This window comes from Streptomyces sp. NPDC006134 (genome assembly GCF_040628835.1).
Lineage (GTDB): Bacteria > Actinomycetota > Actinomycetes > Streptomycetales > Streptomycetaceae > Streptomyces.
Window position 1 is genome coordinate 182,129 of sequence record NZ_JBEXTV010000003.1, and the last position, 16,400, is coordinate 198,528.

General features: G+C 72.7%; 12 protein-coding genes. 6 read left to right on the forward strand and 6 right to left on the reverse strand.

Annotation, left to right across the window (positions count from 1 at the left end; genetic code table 11):
- Positions 1-135 precede the first annotated feature (135 nt).
- Positions 136-912: an SDR family NAD(P)-dependent oxidoreductase gene (locus ABZ340_RS03430; RefSeq protein WP_358780044.1), complete on the forward strand. Its 777-nt coding sequence runs from the start codon at positions 136-138 to the stop codon at positions 910-912.
- 38 nt (positions 913-950) lie between these two features.
- On the forward strand, positions 951-2,216 hold the full coding sequence (locus ABZ340_RS03435; protein WP_358780045.1) for a GNAT family N-acetyltransferase: 1,266 nt from the start codon (positions 951-953) through the stop codon (positions 2,214-2,216).
- On the opposite strand, the gene ABZ340_RS03440 is transcribed toward ABZ340_RS03435, so the two are convergent.
- Positions 2,213-3,406 (reverse strand): RtcB family protein, encoded by a 1,194-nt coding sequence (locus ABZ340_RS03440; protein WP_358780046.1) that lies wholly within the window; start codon positions 3,404-3,406, stop codon positions 2,213-2,215. The two genes, ABZ340_RS03435 and ABZ340_RS03440, sit on opposite strands and share 4 nt — an antisense overlap.
- Positions 3,407-3,624: 218 nt before the next feature.
- On the opposite strand from ABZ340_RS03440, the gene ABZ340_RS03445 reads away from it, so the two are divergent.
- The 3 genes from ABZ340_RS03445 to ABZ340_RS03455 all read left to right on the forward strand — a co-directional run bounded on the left by ABZ340_RS03445 (position 3,625) and on the right by ABZ340_RS03455 (position 7,111).
- Positions 3,625-4,521 carry a DUF3558 domain-containing protein gene (locus tag ABZ340_RS03445; protein ID WP_358780047.1) on the forward strand — a complete coding sequence of 299 codons (897 nt, stop codon included), beginning with the start codon at positions 3,625-3,627 and terminating at the stop codon, positions 4,519-4,521.
- A 117-nt stretch (positions 4,522-4,638) separates the two neighbouring features.
- Positions 4,639-5,541 carry a DUF3558 family protein gene (locus ABZ340_RS03450; RefSeq protein ID WP_358780048.1) on the forward strand — a complete coding sequence of 301 codons (903 nt, stop codon included), beginning with the start codon at positions 4,639-4,641 and terminating at the stop codon, positions 5,539-5,541.
- A gap of 157 nt (positions 5,542-5,698) precedes the next feature.
- Positions 5,699-7,111, forward strand: a complete 1,413-nt coding sequence (locus ABZ340_RS03455) for a DUF2637 domain-containing protein (protein ID WP_358780049.1) — start codon at positions 5,699-5,701, stop codon at positions 7,109-7,111.
- Positions 7,112-7,178: 67 nt separating this feature from the next.
- Here the strand turns inward: ABZ340_RS03455 and lysS are convergent, their stop codons facing one another.
- Positions 7,179-8,918 (reverse strand): lysine--tRNA ligase, encoded by a 1,740-nt coding sequence (gene lysS / locus ABZ340_RS03460; protein WP_358780050.1) that lies wholly within the window; start codon positions 8,916-8,918, stop codon positions 7,179-7,181.
- Positions 8,919-9,103: 185 nt separating this feature from the next.
- Here lysS and argS point away from each other — a divergent pair, with 185 nt between their 5' ends.
- A complete protein-coding gene (gene argS / locus ABZ340_RS03465; protein ID WP_358780051.1) occupies positions 9,104-10,867 on the forward strand; it encodes an arginine--tRNA ligase in 1,764 nt (587 codons plus the stop codon).
- A gap of 112 nt (positions 10,868-10,979) precedes the next feature.
- Here argS and ABZ340_RS03470 read toward each other — a convergent pair whose 3' ends face one another.
- The 4 genes from ABZ340_RS03470 to ABZ340_RS03485 all read right to left on the reverse strand — a co-directional run bounded on the left by ABZ340_RS03470 (position 10,980) and on the right by ABZ340_RS03485 (position 16,214).
- Positions 10,980-11,927 carry a hypothetical protein gene (locus ABZ340_RS03470; RefSeq protein WP_358780052.1) on the reverse strand — a complete coding sequence of 316 codons (948 nt, stop codon included), beginning with the start codon at positions 11,925-11,927 and terminating at the stop codon, positions 10,980-10,982.
- 152 nt (positions 11,928-12,079) lie between these two features.
- Positions 12,080-12,919 carry an arylamine N-acetyltransferase gene (locus ABZ340_RS03475; protein ID WP_358780053.1) on the reverse strand — a complete coding sequence of 280 codons (840 nt, stop codon included), beginning with the start codon at positions 12,917-12,919 and terminating at the stop codon, positions 12,080-12,082.
- An 85-nt stretch (positions 12,920-13,004) separates the two neighbouring features.
- A complete protein-coding gene (locus ABZ340_RS03480) occupies positions 13,005-14,276 on the reverse strand; it encodes a PLP-dependent aminotransferase family protein (protein ID WP_358780054.1) in 1,272 nt (423 codons plus the stop codon).
- A 171-nt stretch (positions 14,277-14,447) separates the two neighbouring features.
- A complete protein-coding gene (locus ABZ340_RS03485; RefSeq protein ID WP_358780055.1) occupies positions 14,448-16,214 on the reverse strand; it encodes a helix-turn-helix domain-containing protein in 1,767 nt (588 codons plus the stop codon).
- Positions 16,215-16,400: the final 186 nt, after the last annotated feature.

Sequence of the window (16,400 nt, forward strand, 5' to 3'; positions counted from 1 at the left end):
ACCTCCGATCGGGAGGATCACCCATCTCATTCTCCCACCGGGGCACCCGCCTATCCTGGCGAGCGGAACCGCCCCGTACCGCCTGCCGTCGCCCCGCACCGCCGCCACCGCCCCCACCGCCCGAGGAGCAGCCGTATGACCCCGCCCGCCGCGTCCCGCATCGCCGTCGTCACCGGTGCGAGCAGCGGAATCGGTGCCGCCACCGCCCGGCAGCTCGCCGCGGCCGGGTACCGCGTCGTGCTGACCGCCCGCCGCAAGGACCGCATCGAGGCACTGGCCGAGGAGATCAACGCGGCCGGCCACTCCGCCACCGCCTACCAGCTGGACGTCACCGACCGCCCGGCGGTCGACGAGTTCGCCACCGCCTTCACGACCGTCGGCGTCCTCGTCAACAACGCGGGCGGCGCCCTCGGCCTGGACCCGGTGGAGAGCGGCGACCCCGCCGACTGGCGGCGGATGTACGAGACCAACGTCATCGGCACCCTCAACCTCACCCAGGCCCTGCTGCCCAAGCTGGAGGCGAGCGGCGACGGCACGGTGGTCGTCGTCTCCTCCACCGCCGGGCACGGCACCTACGAGGGCGGCGCGGGCTATGTCGCCGCCAAGCACGGCGCCCACGTCCTCGCCGAGACCCTGCGCCTGGAGATCGTCGGCCGCCCGGTCCGGGTGATCGAGGTCGCGCCCGGCCTGGTCAAGACGGAGGAGTTCGCGCTGACCCGGTTCGACGGGGACGCCGAGCGCGCGGCGAAGGTCTACGAGGGCGTGCCCGACCCGCTGACCGCCGACGACGTCGCCGACACCATCACCTGGGCGGTGACCCGCCCCAGCCACGTCAACATCGACCTGCTGGTGGTCCGCCCGCGCGCCCAGGCATCCAACACCAAGCTGCACCGGGAGAAGCGGGGCGAGTAGCCCGGTGGGCGGCCGGACCGCCCCGTAGGCTCGCGGGCGTGGACAGACACATACCTTTCGCCGGTCTGCACAACTTCCGCGACCTGGGCGGCTATCCGGCGGCAGACGGCCGGCGCGTGCGGCCCGGCCGCCTGTACCGCTCCGACTCCCTCGGCAAGCTGGCCCCCGGCACCGCGGACTGGGACCGGTTCCTCGCCCTCGGCGTCGGCACGGTGATCGACCTGCGCCATCCCTGGGAGATCGACGCCCGGGGCCGCGTCCCGGAGCATCCGTCCTTCGCCTACCACAACCTCAGCGTCGAACACCGCCCGTACGACCAGGCCGCGTTGAGCCCCGACACCGACCCCGGCCCCTACCTCGCCGAACGCTTCATGGAGGTCGCCGAGGACGGCACCGAGGAGATCCGCCGCGCCCTGGAACTGGTCACCGAGTCGGCGCGCTCCCGCACGCCCCTGGTCTTCCACTGCGCCTCGGGCAAGGACCGCACCGGCGAACTGGCGGCGCTGGTCCTCGGCCTGCTCGGCGTCGACGAGCCCACGATCGTCGAGGACTTCAGCCTCACCGAACTGGCCGCCCCCGCCCTCCTCGCGGAGTGGTCCGCCCGCCACGACGGCCGCACCCCCGCCTGGCCGGCCTTCGGCCGCGCCCCCGCCTCGGTGATGCGCCTGTTCCTCGCGGCCCTGAAGTCCCGCTACGGCTCGATCGAAGGCTATGTGGAACAGGCGCTCGCGATGAACGCGACGGAACTCGCGGCAACCCTCCGCACCCACCTCCTCGACGACGCCCCCACCACCCGGCCGCCCCTCACCTACCGCAGGGCGACCGACGCGGACGCCCCCGCCCTGGTCCGGCTGCGCGACACGGCGGCCCTGTGGCAACTGGCCCGCGGCATCGACCAGTGGAAGCCCGGCGAGAAGGACGAGGCCCACTTCCGCGCCCGCGTCGCCGAGGGCGAGGTCTGGCTGGCGTACGCCGACGGCCACCTCACCGGCGCCTGCGAACTCTGGTGGACCGACCCGGCGGCCTGGGGCCCCCGCCCGGCGGACGCGGGCTACATCCACCGCCTGATGACGGTCCCCCACACCGCCCCGTCCGGCACCGGCCGCGCCCTCCTCGCCCACGCCGAGTCCCGCGTCCGGGCCGCCGCCCGCCCCTACGCCCGCCTCGACTGCCTGTCCACCAACCCCCGCCTGCGCGCCTACTACGAGAAGGCGGGCTACACGGTCGTCGGTGAACAGCCCGCCAAGGCGGACGGCACGGGCAGCCCGTACGCGGTGACCCTGCTGGAGAAGCGGCTCGGCTAGCCCTTCACGCAGACGACCTGCTTGAGCTTCGCGACCACCTCGACGAGGTCCCGCTGCTGGTCGATGACCTGCTCGATCGGCTTGTAGGCACCCGGGATCTCGTCGACGACGCCGGAGTCCTTGCGGCACTCCACGCCCCGGGTCTGCTCCTCCAGGTCCTGGGTCGTGAAGCGCCGCTTGGCGGCGTTGCGGCTCATGCGCCGGCCGGCGCCGTGCGAGGCCGAGTTGAAGGACTTCTCGTTCCCGAGCCCCTTCACGATGTACGAGCCCGTGCCCATGGAGCCCGGGATGATCCCGTAGTCGCCCGAGCCCGCGCGGATCGCGCCCTTGCGGGTGACGAGCAGGTCCATGCCGTCGTACCGCTCCTCCGCCACGTAGTTGTGGTGGCAGGAGATCTCCTGCTCGAAGACCGGCCTGGCCTTCTTGAACTCCTTGCGGACCACGTCCTTCAGGAGCGCCATCATGAGGGTGCGGTTGTACTTGGCGTACTCCTGCGCCCAGAACAGGTCGTTGCGGTACGCCGCCATCTGCGGGGTGTCCGCGACGAACACGGCGAGGTCGCGGTCGACCAGGCCCTGGTTGTGCGGGAGTTTCTGCGCCACGCCGATGTGGTGCTCGGCGAGTTCCTTGCCGATGTTGCGGGAGCCGGAGTGCAGCATCAGCCAGACGGCGCCGTCGGTGTCCAGGCACACCTCGACGAAGTGGTTGCCCGATCCGAGCGTCCCCATCTGCCGGGCCGCCCGCTCCTCACGGAACCGGACCGCCTCGGCCACCGAGCCGAACCGCCCCCAGAAGCCGTCCCACCCGGACGTCGCCAGCCCGTGCAGCCGCCTCGGGTCGACGGGGTCGTCGTGCATCCCCCGCCCCACCGGGATCGCCTGCTCGATCCGCGTCCGCAGCCGCGACAGGTCCCCCGGCAGGTCGTTCGCCGTCAGGGACGTCTTCACCGCGGACATCCCGCACCCGATGTCGACGCCGACCGCCGCCGGGCAGACCGCGCCCTGCATGGCGATGACGGAGCCGACCGTCGCGCCCTTGCCGTAGTGCACGTCGGGCATCACGGCGAGCCCCTTGATCCACGGCAGGGTCGCGACGTTCCGCAGCTGCCGCAGCGCCACGTCCTCGACCGAGGCGGGATCGGCCCACATGCGGATCGGCACCTTCGCGCCCGGCATTTCCACGTACGACATTTCGCCCTCATTCCCCCGGAAAACCAACAGAAGTCTCGAAGCGCAAAACCGGCGCCAGGGTCGACGAAAAAGGACAACGGACCGGCGTCCACGGCAGCGCGTGCGATACACATTGTCTCCAGGGGGCGCCCCCGTGCGGCAAGCGAATAACCAGCAGGGACACTGAAGGACCGACCCCACGGCCACCGGGCCGGGCCACTGTCGAGAGGAGCCCTACCGTGCAGCGGAAGGCGTACGTACCCGGCGTCGCCGCCCTCCTCGCGGCGGTGCTGGCCGGCTGCACGGGCGGCTCGGGCGACGGCGGCACGACCGACGACGCCAACCCGGGCGGCACCGGCCGGACGACGGCCGCCGCCGAGCCCGGCAAGTACCGCACGCTCCCCGAACCCTGCGGCGCGGTCGGCCGGGGCACGCTGGACTCGCTCCTGCCCGGCATCAAGGAGATCGCGGACGAGGAGCAGCGCGAGAAGGCGTACGCGGGCGAGGCGACGCTCACGTTCGACACCGACCGCAGGGTCGGCTGCCGCTGGAAGGTGGAGTCGGCGTCGGCCGTGGACCATCTGCTCGTCGACTTCGAGCGGGTGGTGTCGTACGACTCCGCGGTCAGCGACGACAGCGAGGCCGAGCGGCTCTTCGCGCGGAAGGAGGACGCGGCCGACCTTCCCGAACCGTCCGGATCGGCGCCGGCGTCGGAATCGGGATCGGCGTCCGGATCGGCGCCGGCGTCCGGCTCCGGCGGAACCCCGTCCGCCGCCGCGAGCGCATCCGCCTCGTCCGGCTCGTCCGCCCCCGCCTCGCCCGGTTCGTCCGCCGCCTCCTCCGCCCCGGCCTCCGGGGACGCCTCGGCGACCCCGTCCTCCGGTGGCGCGACCGCCGACCTCCAGCCCCGTCTCCTGGACGGCCTGGGCGACGAGGCGTTCCTCGACGACGAGCCGAGCTCCGGCTCGACGGCCGAACAGCGCACGGTGACTGTGGCGTTCCGCACGTCCAACGTCATCGTGACCATCGAGTACACGGAGCAGCCGACGACGGTCGGCACCGTCCCGGACAGCGGGGAAATGCAGGACAGGGCGCGGAAACTGGCCTCCCGGCTGGCGGACGCGCTGAGCGGTTGACGCTCCTTCGGCCCCTCCCGGGCACCCGCGGAAAGCTCCCCGAGCGCGTCCGCCCGGCCGTCCCACCGCGTACCGTGACCCCTCGAACCCGTCCGGACCGCAGGAACCACGAGCGTCATGAGTGAAGGAACCATGCAGCGACGAGCCCAGCGAGACCAGCGTGCCCAGCGAGACCAGCGAGCGAAGCGCCTCCCCCGCGTCCTTGTCTGCGCGGCCGCAGTCCCCGTGATGCTGGTCGCCGCCGGCTGCTCCTCCGGCTCGGACTCCGGTGACGACGGCGGCAAGGCGGCGAAGGCCACCGCGTCGGCGTCGGCGTCCGCGAGCCCCTCTCCGACCGTGCGGCCGGCGGCGTACGCGAAGCTGCCGGAGCCGTGCAAGGTACTGTCGAAGGACACCCTGGGCGACCTGGTGCCCGAGGCCGGCAAGTCCGGCAAGGAGGGCGCGTCGGGCGACGTCGGGACCCGGGGCAACTGCTCCTGGAGCAGCCTTGAGGACAACGGGGTGAAGGGCTCGCAGTTCCGCTGGCTGAACGTGTCGTTGCTGCGGTTCGAGTCGGACGTCACGCGTGGCGCGGGCGACGACCTGGCGCGCGCGTACTACCGCAAGCAGGTCCAGGACGCGCAGGCGACCGAGGGCGCGCAGAAGGTGAAGGCGGAGCCGGCCGCCGGGACGGGCGACGAGGCGACGGCCGTGCGCTACGACCTGAAGAAGAAGGACGGCACCTTCAAGCAGCAGACGGTCGTCGCACGCGTCGAGAACGTCGTCGTCACCCTCGACTACAACGGCGCGGGCCTGGCGGGCGACGAGACCCCGGACGCCGACGACCTGATGAAGGACGCGCGGAAGGCGGCCAAGGAGGTGGTGGCCGCGGTGCAGGCCGCCAACGGCGCCGGAGGCGCTACGGCGAGCAGCTCGCCGTCCACGGGCGCCCCGGCCTCGCAGGGCGCCGCGGACGACAAGGACGACACCTCGCCGTCGGAGGACGCCTCCCCGTCCAAGTCGTCCGCGAAGAAGCACTGACGGCCCGTCACCCGGCGCCGGGGAAAGCGCCGGAGAAGCGCCGGAAGAAGCCGGATAAAGCCCCCGAGGCCGGCCACCACGGTCTCCCGGCCACCCGTCCCCTTGAACACATGTGCCACTCTGTTGCGCGCAAGAACACGCAACGGGAGGGGTACGGGTGGCCGCGCCACTGCAGCTGACACGGATGCACCGGATTCTCATCGGCGTGGTGGTCACCGGTGCCGTCATCATCGCCGGCATCGGCTTCGCCGGTTCGTACGCGGCCGTCCGGGAGCTGGCCCTCAAGAAGGGCTTCGGGGACTTCAGTTACGTCTTCCCCATCGGCATCGACGCGGGCATCTGCGTCCTGCTCGCCCTGGACCTGCTGCTGACCTGGATCCGCATCCCCTTCCCGCTGCTGCGCCAGACGGCCTGGGTGCTGACGGCGGCGACGATCGCCTTCAACGGCGCGGCGGCCTGGCCGGACCCCCTGGGCGTGGGCATGCACGCGGTGATCCCGGTGCTGTTCGTGGTCGCGGTCGAGGCGGCCCGGCACGCGGTCGGCCGGATCGCCGACATCACCGCCGACAAGCACATGGAGGGCGTCCGCCTCACCCGCTGGCTGCTCTCCCCGGTGCCCACCTTCCTGCTGTGGCGCCGGATGAAGCTGTGGGAGCTGCGCTCCTACGACCAGGTCATCAAGCTGGAGCAGGAACGCCTCGTCTACCAGGCCCGCCTGCACTCCCGCTTCGGCCGCGCCTGGCGCCGGAAGGCCCCGGTGGAGTCCCTGATGCCGCTGCGCCTGGCCCGCTACGGCGTCCCGCTCTCCGACACCGCCCCCGCCGGTCTGGCCGCCGCGGGCATCGAGCCGGCGCTGATCCCGCCGCCCCCGCAGCAGGACCCGGCCCCCGCCGGGACGGCCGTGCCCGCCGGGCGGCGCCCCGAGCTGGAGGACGGCCGCGGCGGCGGACGGGGCCCGCAGTCCGCCCCCGGCCCCGCTCCGAGGACCGCGCCCCCCGAGACCGAGCCCGAGCCCGACCAGAGCCCGTGGTTCAACACCCCGCGCCAGGTCGCGTACCAGGGCGGCTACGACCCGACGTACGACCCGGCCGAGCAGTACGCCCAGTGGTACGAGGAGCAGAAGCACGCCGAGGAGTACCGGGACCAGTACGAGGAGGAGCCCCCGCTCCAGGAGCCCGCTCCGGAGGAGACCGGCACCTTCCCCCTCCCCGCCGGCCCGAACCGCACCCGCGAACCGGGCGAGGGCGGCGGCGCCCAGCCCTCCGGGCCCCAGACCCCCGGGGTCCGGATCCCCGGCCCCCGGGCCCCCGAGACCCGGACCCCCGGCACCCCGGCTCCCGGAACCGAGGCCCCCGGGCCCCAGGCCCCCGAGGCCGTCGCGCCGGACGACGAGGCGTACTACCAGGTCTTCAAGCAGTCGATCAACGGCAGCTTCCCGACCCCGCGCGAGTTCGGCGACACCATCGAGGCGACGTTCGGCATCGCCCTGACCGACGCCGACACCAAGCGCCTGGTGGACCGGTTCTCCGCCCGCTTCAACGCGGAGCTGGAGGAGAACCACATCGCCTGACCGGCGGCGGGTACGGCGAAGGGGGCGCCCGGCGGACACCGGGCGCCCCCTTCGCCGTCGCTCCCGGTTACTCCCCGAGCAGCCGGCGCACGCGGTCCTGCCCCACGGCCAGCAGCAGCGTGGGCAGGCGCGGGCCCGTGTCACGGCCGACGAGCAGGTGGTACAGCAGCGCGAAGAAGGACCGCTGGGCGGTCTTGATCTCCGGCGGCAGCTCCTTGGGCGTGGCGTCGGCGGAGAACCCGGCCTGGACCTTGGGCACGCCGTAGACGAGGTGGGTCAGCCCGTCCAGCGACCAGTGGCCGGCGAGGCCGTCCAGCAGCAGCCGGACCGACTCCCGGCCCTGGTCGTCGAGCGACTTCAGCAGCTCGGTGTCGGGCTCCTCGCGGACGATGGTCCGCTGGTCGGCGGGGACGTGGGTGTTGATCCACGCCTCGGCCTTGTCGTACCGCGGCCGGGCCTCGTCCAGCGAGCCCAGCGGACGGGACGGGTCCAGCTCGCTGAGGATGCGCAGCGCCTGGTCCTCGTGGCCGGCGGTGATGTCGGCGACGGAGGCCAGGGTCCGGTACGGCAGCGGACGCGGCGTGCGCGGCAGCTCACCGGCGGCCGTGCGCACGGCACGCGTGTGCGCGGCGGCGTCGGCGGGCAGGGCGGTGCCGTCGGCGACCTTGGCCTCCAGGCGGTCCCACTCGTCGTAGAGCCGCTGGATCTCCTGGTCGAAGGCGACCTTGAAGGACTGGTTGGGCTTGCGGCGGGCGTACAGCCAGCGCAGGAGCTGCGGCTCCATGATCTTCAGCGCGTCGGCCGGGGTGGGCACGCCGCCGCGCGAGGACGACATCTTCGCCATGCCGCTGATGCCGACGAAGGCGTACATCGGGCCGATCGGCTGCCTGCCGCCGAAGATCCCGACGATCTGCCCGCCGACCTGGAACGACGACCCCGGCGAGGAGTGGTCCACGCCGCTCGGCTCGAAGATCACGCCCTCGTAGGCCCAGCGCATCGGCCAGTCGACCTTCCAGACCAGCTTGCCGCGGTTGAACTCGCTCAGGCGGACCGTCTCGGAGAAGCCGCACGCGGTGCAGGCGTACGTCATCTCGGTGGAGTCGTCGTCGTAGGCGGTGACGGTGGTGAAGTCCTTCTCGCAGTTGCCGCAGTACGGCTTGTACGGGAAGTACCCGGCGGAGCCGGAGGAGCCGTCGTCCTCGGACGCGGCGCCCGAGCCCTCGGCGGCCTCCAGCTCGGCCTCGTCGAGGGGCTTCTGCGACTTCTTCTCCGGGGCCTTCTTGGTCCGGTACTGGGCGAGCACGGCGTCGATGTCGCCGCGGTGCCGCATGGCGTGCAGGATCTGCTCCCGGTACACGCCCGAGGTGTACTGCTCGGTCTGGCTGATCCCGTCGAACTCGACGCCCAGCTCGGCCAGCGAGTCGATCATCGCGGCCTTGAAGTGCTCGGCCCAGTTCGGGTGGGGCGAGCCCTTCGGCGCCGGGACGGAGGTGAGCGGCTTGCCGATGTGCTCGGCCCAGCTCTCGTCGACGCCGGCGACGCCCGCCGGGACCTTGCGGTACCGGTCGTAGTCGTCCCAGGAGATCAGGTGGCGCACCCGGTACCCGCGGCGCCGGATCTCGTCGGCGACCAGGTGCGGGGTCATGACCTCGCGCAGGTTCCCCAGGTGGATGGGCCCAGAGGGGGAGAGCCCGGACGCGACGACGACCGGTTTGCCCGGGGCCCGGCGCTCCGACTCGGCGATGACCTCATCCGCGTAACGGGAGACCCAGTCGGTGGTCTCGGTGCTCTGAGCCACGATCGGCACGTCCTCTTGATTCTCGTTGGTTCTCGGAACTCGGGGAGGGCGGAAGTCCTGGCCCTCTGAAGCCCTGACCTCCCCATCCTCCCAGACGCCCCCGCGACCGGGAAAACGGCTTTGCCCCCCGGCTTTTCCCCCATGGGATACTGGCCGTGTCTATCCATCCCACGAGGAGAACGGCACCCTTACCTATGGCCCCGGTCACGTCCCTCAGCGACTCCGTCCAGCAGCACCTCGCCTCCGCCCTCGCCGCCTCCCTGCCCGAGGCCGCCGGCGCGGACCCGCTGCTGCGACGAAGCGACCGGGCCGACTACCAGGCCAACGGCATCCTCGCCCTGGCGAAGAAGGCCAAGGCCAACCCGCGCGAGCTGGCCGGCCAGGTCGTCTCCCGCGTGGTCACCGGCGACGTGATCCAGGACGTCGAGGTCTCCGGCCCCGGCTTCCTCAACATCACGGTCACCGACCGGGCGATCACCGAGAACCTCGCGGCCCGCGCCGCCGACCCCGAGGGCCGCCTCGGCGTGCCGCGCGCGGAGCACCCCGGCACCACGGTGATCGACTACGCCCAGCCCAACGTGGCCAAGGAGATGCACGTCGGCCACCTGCGCTCCGCGGTGATCGGCGACTCGGTGGTCCAGCTCCTGGAGTTCACCGGCGAGAACGTGGTCCGCCGCCACCACATCGGCGACTGGGGCACCCAGTTCGGCATGCTCATCCAGTACCTGGACGAGCACCCGCACGAGCTGGACCACAAGGACACCCGGGTCAGCGGCGAGGAGGCGATGTCCAACCTGGACCGCCTCTACAAGGCCGCGCGCAAGCTGTTCGACTCCGACGAGGAGTTCAAGACGCGCGCCCGCCGCCGGGTGGTCGACCTCCAGGCCGGCGATCCGCACACGCTCGCCATGTGGCAGAAGTTCGTCGACGAGTCGAAGATCTACTTCTTCTCCGTCTTCGAGAAGCTGGACATGGAGATCCGCGACGAGGACATCGTCGGCGAGTCCGGTTACAACGACATGCTGGCCGAGACCTGCCGTCTCCTGGAGGAGTCGGGCGTCGCGGTCCGCTCCGAGGGCGCCCTGTGCGTCTTCTTCGACGACGTCAAGGGCCCGGACGGCAAGCCGGTCCCGCTGATCGTGCAGAAGTCCGACGGCGGCTACGGCTACGCGGCCACCGACCTGTCCGCGATCCGCGACCGCGTCTTCCACCTCAAGGCCGACACGCTCCTGTACGTCGTCGACGCCCGCCAGTCGCTGCACTTCAAGATGGTCTTCGAGACCGCCCGCCGGGCCGGCTGGCTGAACGACGACGTCAAGGCGCACCAGCTCGCCTTCGGCACCGTCCTCGGCAAGGACGGCAAGCCGTTCAAGACCCGTGAGGGCGAGACGGTGAAGCTGGTGGACCTGCTGGACGAGGCGGTCGAGCGCGCCTCCGCGGTGGTCCGGGAGAAGGCGCAGGACCTGTCCGAGGAGGAGATCGCCGAGCGGGGCACCCAGGTGGGCATCGGCGCGGTGAAGTACGCGGACCTGTCGACGTCGGCGAACCGCGACTACAAGTTCGACCTGGACCAGATGGTCTCCCTCAACGGCGACACCTCCGTCTACCTCCAGTACGCCTACGCCCGGATCCAGTCCATCCTGCGCAAGGCCGGCGAGGCCCGCCCGCAGGCCCACCCGGAGCTGGCCCTGCACGAGGCCGAGCGCGCCCTGGGCCTGCACATCGACGCCTTCGCGGAGACGGTCGCGGAGGCCGCGGCGGAGTACGCCCCGCACAAGCTGGCCGCGTACCTGTACCAGCTGGCGTCCCTGTACACGTCCTTCTACGACAAGTGCCCGGTGCTGAAGGCCGAGACGTCCGAGCGGGTGGAGAACCGCCTGTTCCTGTGCGACACCACGGCCCGCACCCTGCACCAGGGCATGGCGCTGCTGGGCATCCGCACGCCCGAGCGTCTGTGACCCCACCGCGGAGCGGACCTGCGACGACGCCCCCGGCGGCCACCTCGGCCACCGGGGGCGTCGTGCGTGTGCGCCCGGCCGCCGGGACGGCCGGGCGCAGCAGCCTGAACGGTCAGGCGTAGTAGTGGACCGTGCCGCGCAGCGCGGGCTCGCCGCCCTCGCAGTGCTGGGTGAACGTCGCCGCGAACGCCTCGATCGCGCCGTCGTCGCCGCGGGCCAGCCGGGTGACGGTCAGTTCGCCGGTGACCTGGTTGCAGCCGCGCCCGTTGCCGAAGACGTCGAGCCCGGCGACGCCCGCTCCGTGGCTGCGCTCCGCCTTGTACGTGCGGCCGGCCTCGAACTGCTCGCCGGTGGGCGGGGTGAGCAGGGCCGTCCAGTACTCCCGCTTGCCGGAGACGCCGTACTGGACGCCGTCGCCGTACCGGCTCAGCGAGAAGGTGCTGGTGGCGCCGGTGTGGTTCTGGGTGAGCCCCTGGCCGATGTAGTCGCCGGCGTCGCTGGTGTAGGAGTAGCCCAGCGGGAACGCGTGGAACTTGACCACACCCTTGAGGGCGGGCGCGTCGGCGCTCTCGCAGCGCTGGGTGTAGGCGGCATCCAGCACGGTGATCGCGCCGGAGGCGTCCGTCTCGATCTGGTTCACCGAGAACTGGCCGTAGACCTCGTTGCAGCCCCGCCCGTCGCCGGTCACGTCCAGGCCCGGGGAGCGGCCGGTGCGGAAGGCCGCCCGCTCGGCGTTCCGGTAGACGCCGGGGCGGAGCTTCTCCCCCGCCGGGGCGGCGAGGTCGACGTCCCACCAGGTGTCGTCGGTCCGGACCCGGAAGCGGACGTACGCGGCGTCGCCGCCGGCCGTGATGGTCGCCGTCGCGGGTGTGAGAGCGGTGCTGCCGCCCTGGCCGATGTAGTCACCGGCCCCGCTGGTGTGGCTGTACTTCGTCACGGCCACCGGTGTGCCGCCGGCCGCCTCGGCGGGCGCGGCGAGGGCCGCCGTCAGACCGGCCGTCGCGGTCAGGCTCGCCAGCGCGCCGAGCAGGGCGCGTCTCCATCCTGTGCGGGTGCGCACGGATGTCTCCCCCCTCTGTGAAGTCGAGCTTTTTTGAAAGAGCTCGAACATATGTATGAGTAATCGACAGAGGCATGTCCCGGAGATCGTCCCGCGAAACGCAGGAGGGCACAGATTTCACATCCTTCCCTCCCGGCCGGCCGTCCGCGCGGTCACGTCAGCAGCGTCACCCCCTCCGGCACCGTGATGCCGAAGTCCTCGTCCAGCACCCGCCGGATCTCCGCCTCCCGCGTCAGCTCCCGCTCGGTCACGGTCCCGTCGGCGCGGATCTCCGTCAGGAGGCGGCCGTCGAGGAGGAGATGCCGGTCCGCGGCGGTGCGCTGGGCATAGGGGCGGCGGCTGAAGGGGGAGCGCGGGCTGGTGGCGATGAACCAGTTGGCGACCTCGAAGTCGGCGTGCTCGAAGGGCTCCAGGGTGAACGCGTACTGCGCCTGCCAGTCGTCCTCGGCCGCCCGGTACGCCTCCAGCACCCACGTCTCCAGCGGGCCCCGGCGCGGCGCGTGCACCAGGCGGTGGCGGCGCCCGGCGCCGTGGAACTCGGTGCCGGCGGTCAGCGGCACCGGTTCCAGCAGCGAGCCGGGCGCGCCGAAGCCGACGTCGGCGAGGTACGGCCGCGCCTCGCCCGGGACCTCGGTCAGCAGCGCCATGTGGGTGCGCGGGCGGCTCTCCATCCGGTCGGCGCCCACGACGACCCGCGCGGCCAGGCGGGTGACGCCGAAGCCCAGCGCCTCCAGCGCGGCGGCGAACAGCGTGTTGTGCTCGTAGCAGTAGCCGCCGCGCCGGCCGTGGAGCAGCTTGGACGTCAGGTCGGCGAGGCCGAGGGAGGGCGCCTTGCCGCCGACGGCGTCGAGGTTCTCGAACGGGATGGACCGGATGTGGGCGAGGTGCACCTCCCGCAGCGTCTCCGGGCCGGCGTGCCGCTCTCCCTCCCAGCCGATCCGCTTGAGGTAGGTGTCGAGGTCGAACGGCGTGGTCTGCACGGTCTCAGGCATGCCCTCACCGTACGGAAGCCCGCCCCGCCCCGTCCGCGGCCCGCAGCCGGAACCGCTCCCCGCCGCCGGCCCTACGCCCCCGGTCCTAGACCTGCCGGTCCTTCTCTTCCCGGGCCGACGGCCCGGACCCCCGGCCGGCCTCCCGCAGCCCTTCCCGCAGCCCCGCCCCCAGCCTCCGCAGCCCCTCCGCGATCTCCTGCGGCGTCTGCGTCACGAAGCACAGCCGCAGCGTCGAGCGGTCCGGCTCACCGGCGTGGAAGGGAGCCCCGGGCACGTACGCCACGTGGTGCCGGACCACCGCCGGGAGCAGCGCGGTGGTGTCGTACCGCTCCGGGAGGCGGACCCACAGGAACATGCCGCCCTCGGGCCGGTTCCAGACGGAACCCTCGGGAAGGGACTCCGCCAGCCCCGCGAGCATGGCGTCCCGGTGGACGCGGTACACGCCCGCGACCCGCGCGACATGGGCGTCCAGGTCCCGGTCGGCCAGGTAGCGGGCGGCGGCGAGCTGGTTGACGGTGGGGGTGTGCAGGTCGGCGGCCTGCTTGGCCACCACGCAGGCGCGGCGCAGCGCGGCGGGCGCGCGCAGCCAGCCGAGCCGCATCCCCGGGGCCATCACCTTGGAGAAGGAGCCGAGCAGCACGGTCCGGTCGCGGGCGGCGTCGCGGGAGGCGATCCACGGCACCGGCTCCCCCTCGAAGCGCAGTTCGCCGTACGGGTCGTCCTCGACGATCCACAGCCCGCACCGGGCGGCGACCTCGGCGACGGCGGCGCGGCGGCCGGCGGGCAGGGTGCGGCCGGTGGGGTTCTGGAAGGTGGGCACGGTGTAGAGCAGCTTGGGGCGTTCGCGCCGCACCAGCTCCTCCAGCGCCGCCGGGTCGAGGCCCTCCCCGTCGCCGGGCACGGGCACCACCCGGGCGCCCGCGAAACCGAAGACCTGGAGCGCCGCCAGGTAGCACGGCTCCTCGACCAGGACCGTGTCGCCGGGTTCGAGCAGCGCGGCGGCGAGCAGGGACAGCGCCTGCTGGGAGCCGGTGGTGACGAGCAGGTCGTCGGGGCCGGTGGGCAGACCCCGGGCGGTGATACGGGCGGCGAGCGCGGCCCGCAGCGCCGGCTCGCCCTCGGTGGTGGAGTACTGCAGCGCCCGCGCGGGCTCCTCGGTGAGGACCGCCCGGTACGCGGCGGCGATACCCTCCGCGTCGAACAGTTCCGGCGCCGGCAGCCCACCCGCGAAGTTGATCACCTCGGGGCGGGCGGTGACGGCCAGGATGTCCCGTACGGGCGAACCCCCGATCGCGCGGGCCCGCGCGGCGAGCGGCGGGACGGGGACGGGTCGGGTCACGGGCTCGCTGACGGTCACGGCACGGCTCCTTCTGGGCGGCGGCTCGGCTCCTGACCGCACCCTAGGGATATACCTGCCCCCTACAAGCAGCTTTCCAGAATCCGGACGCCGGGCCGGAGGTCGGGCCGGAGACCGGATCGGAGACCGGGCCGGACGCCAGGACCAGGGAGCACCCCGGCCGACCCCGGCTCACCCGACCGTCGTCCCCTCCTTCACCCACGCCTCGCCGCCGAGCGGGAACTCGTACGCCGGCCGCCCGTTGTTGCCGCTGGTGCGGAACGGCCGCCCGTCGTCGCCGATCTCCAGCGTCCCGCTCCGGGAGCCGCTGGACCACTCCAGCTCCAGGTACCAGCTCACGTCGTAGGCGGAGGCGTCGGCCAGGACGTAGTACACCTCCGGGTCGGACTCGGAGACCTTGAACGGGAAGTCCTCGCCTCCCCCCTGGGGGACGACGGCGGGGCGGACGGCGTCCAGGGCCACGGCGAAGGACCGCGTCGTGACGCCTCCTCCACAGCCGGCGCCGGGATACCCCATGACGTAGTCGTTCCAGGCGAGCGGCGCCCGCTTGCCGACCGTGCGCACCTTCAGATCCTTCACGACCACCGTCTCCTCGCCGGTGCCCTGGACGGTGAGCGTCAGGAACTGCTTCCCCGACGACACCGCCCCCATCTTGGCCACCCAGCCCGGCGCGCCCTGCTCCACCGGCGGCGGGGACACCTGCGCCGGCGGCCGGTTCACCAGGTAGCGCTGGTCGCAGGGGCTCTCCCAGGTGTACGGCTGCACCGACACGGTCAGCGGAACACCGGCCTTGGTGCCGGTGGCGGCCGAGCCCTCACCGGCACCGGCGGCGCCACCCCGGTCGCCGCTCGCGGAGGCGGACGGGCCGGCCCCGGCCACCGCGTCGCCGTCCTTGCCGTTCTTGGCGTTCTCGGCGCCCTCGCCGCCCTTGGCGTCCTTCTCCTTGCGCGAGGGGGAGGCGGACGGCGACGCCGAACGGGACGGCGACGCGGTCACCCGGGCGCCGCCCACCCCCTCCGCCTCGACGGACACGGCGGCGGCGGGGCTGCGCCGGTCCTCGTCCGCCCCGCCGGAGGACAGGCTCACGGCCAGGGTGACGGCACCGGCGACGGCGGCCACGGCGATCCCGGCGACGAGCGTGCCACGGATACGGCGACGAACGCGCGGCGGCGCGGACTGTTCCGGCTGCTCCGGAGAGTGCGGCCGCTGCAACTCCACCGGCGGCTGGGGCTCTTCCGAAAACCGAGGCTCTTCCGGAAGCCGGGGTGCTCCCGGAAGCCGGGGTGCTCCCGAAAACCGGGGTGCTCCCGAAAGCCGGGGTGCTCCCGAAAACCGGGGCTCTTCCGAAGGCCGGGGCTCTTCCGAAAGCCGGGCCTCCTCCGGCCGCGAGGCTTCCTCGGGTGAGACACCCTCGGACGAGGTGTCTTCGGGCGAGGAGCCTTCGGACTGCCGAGCCTCCACAGACGACCCGCCGGAACCAGAGGCACCGGAAGAACCGGGAGAGCCGGAAGAGCCGGGAGAGCCGGGAGAGCCGGAAGAACCGGAAGAACCAGAGGCACCAGAGGCACCAGAAGCACCAGAAGCACCGGAGACACCGGAGACACCGGAAGAGTCAGAAGAACCGGAGGCACCGGAAGAACCGGCCGCCCCGGCCCCCTTCCGCCCCCGCGTCGCGTCCGCCAGCACCCACCGCCGGTGCAGGTCCATCAGCTCCCCGGGAGACGCCTTGCACAGGCGGGCCAGCCGCTCCACGGGCGCGTAGTCCGTGGGGACGGCGTCCCCGTTGCAGTAGCGGTGCAGTGTGGACGTGCTCACGTGCAGCCGCTTGGCGAGCACCCCGTAGCTCAGCCCGGAGCGCTCCTTCAGCTCCCTCAGCAGCGCGGCGAACTCCGCGGCAGCGGTGTCTCCGGTCACGGTCCTTCCCTCCCCCTGTCCCATTCCCGCGTTCCAGGGAATGAGCATTTCCGCTGGTCAAACCCTTGTCGGCGTTCCAGCGTCCCTGATCCCCCGTCAATCATGGCGCCTGGGACAGGTTGCCGGACAAGCTCTGGTCATCCAAGCACGCCGCTCCCGCCATCCGGTCGAGCGGGCCGCTCCCGTCACCCCTCCGAAAGGGAAACCAGC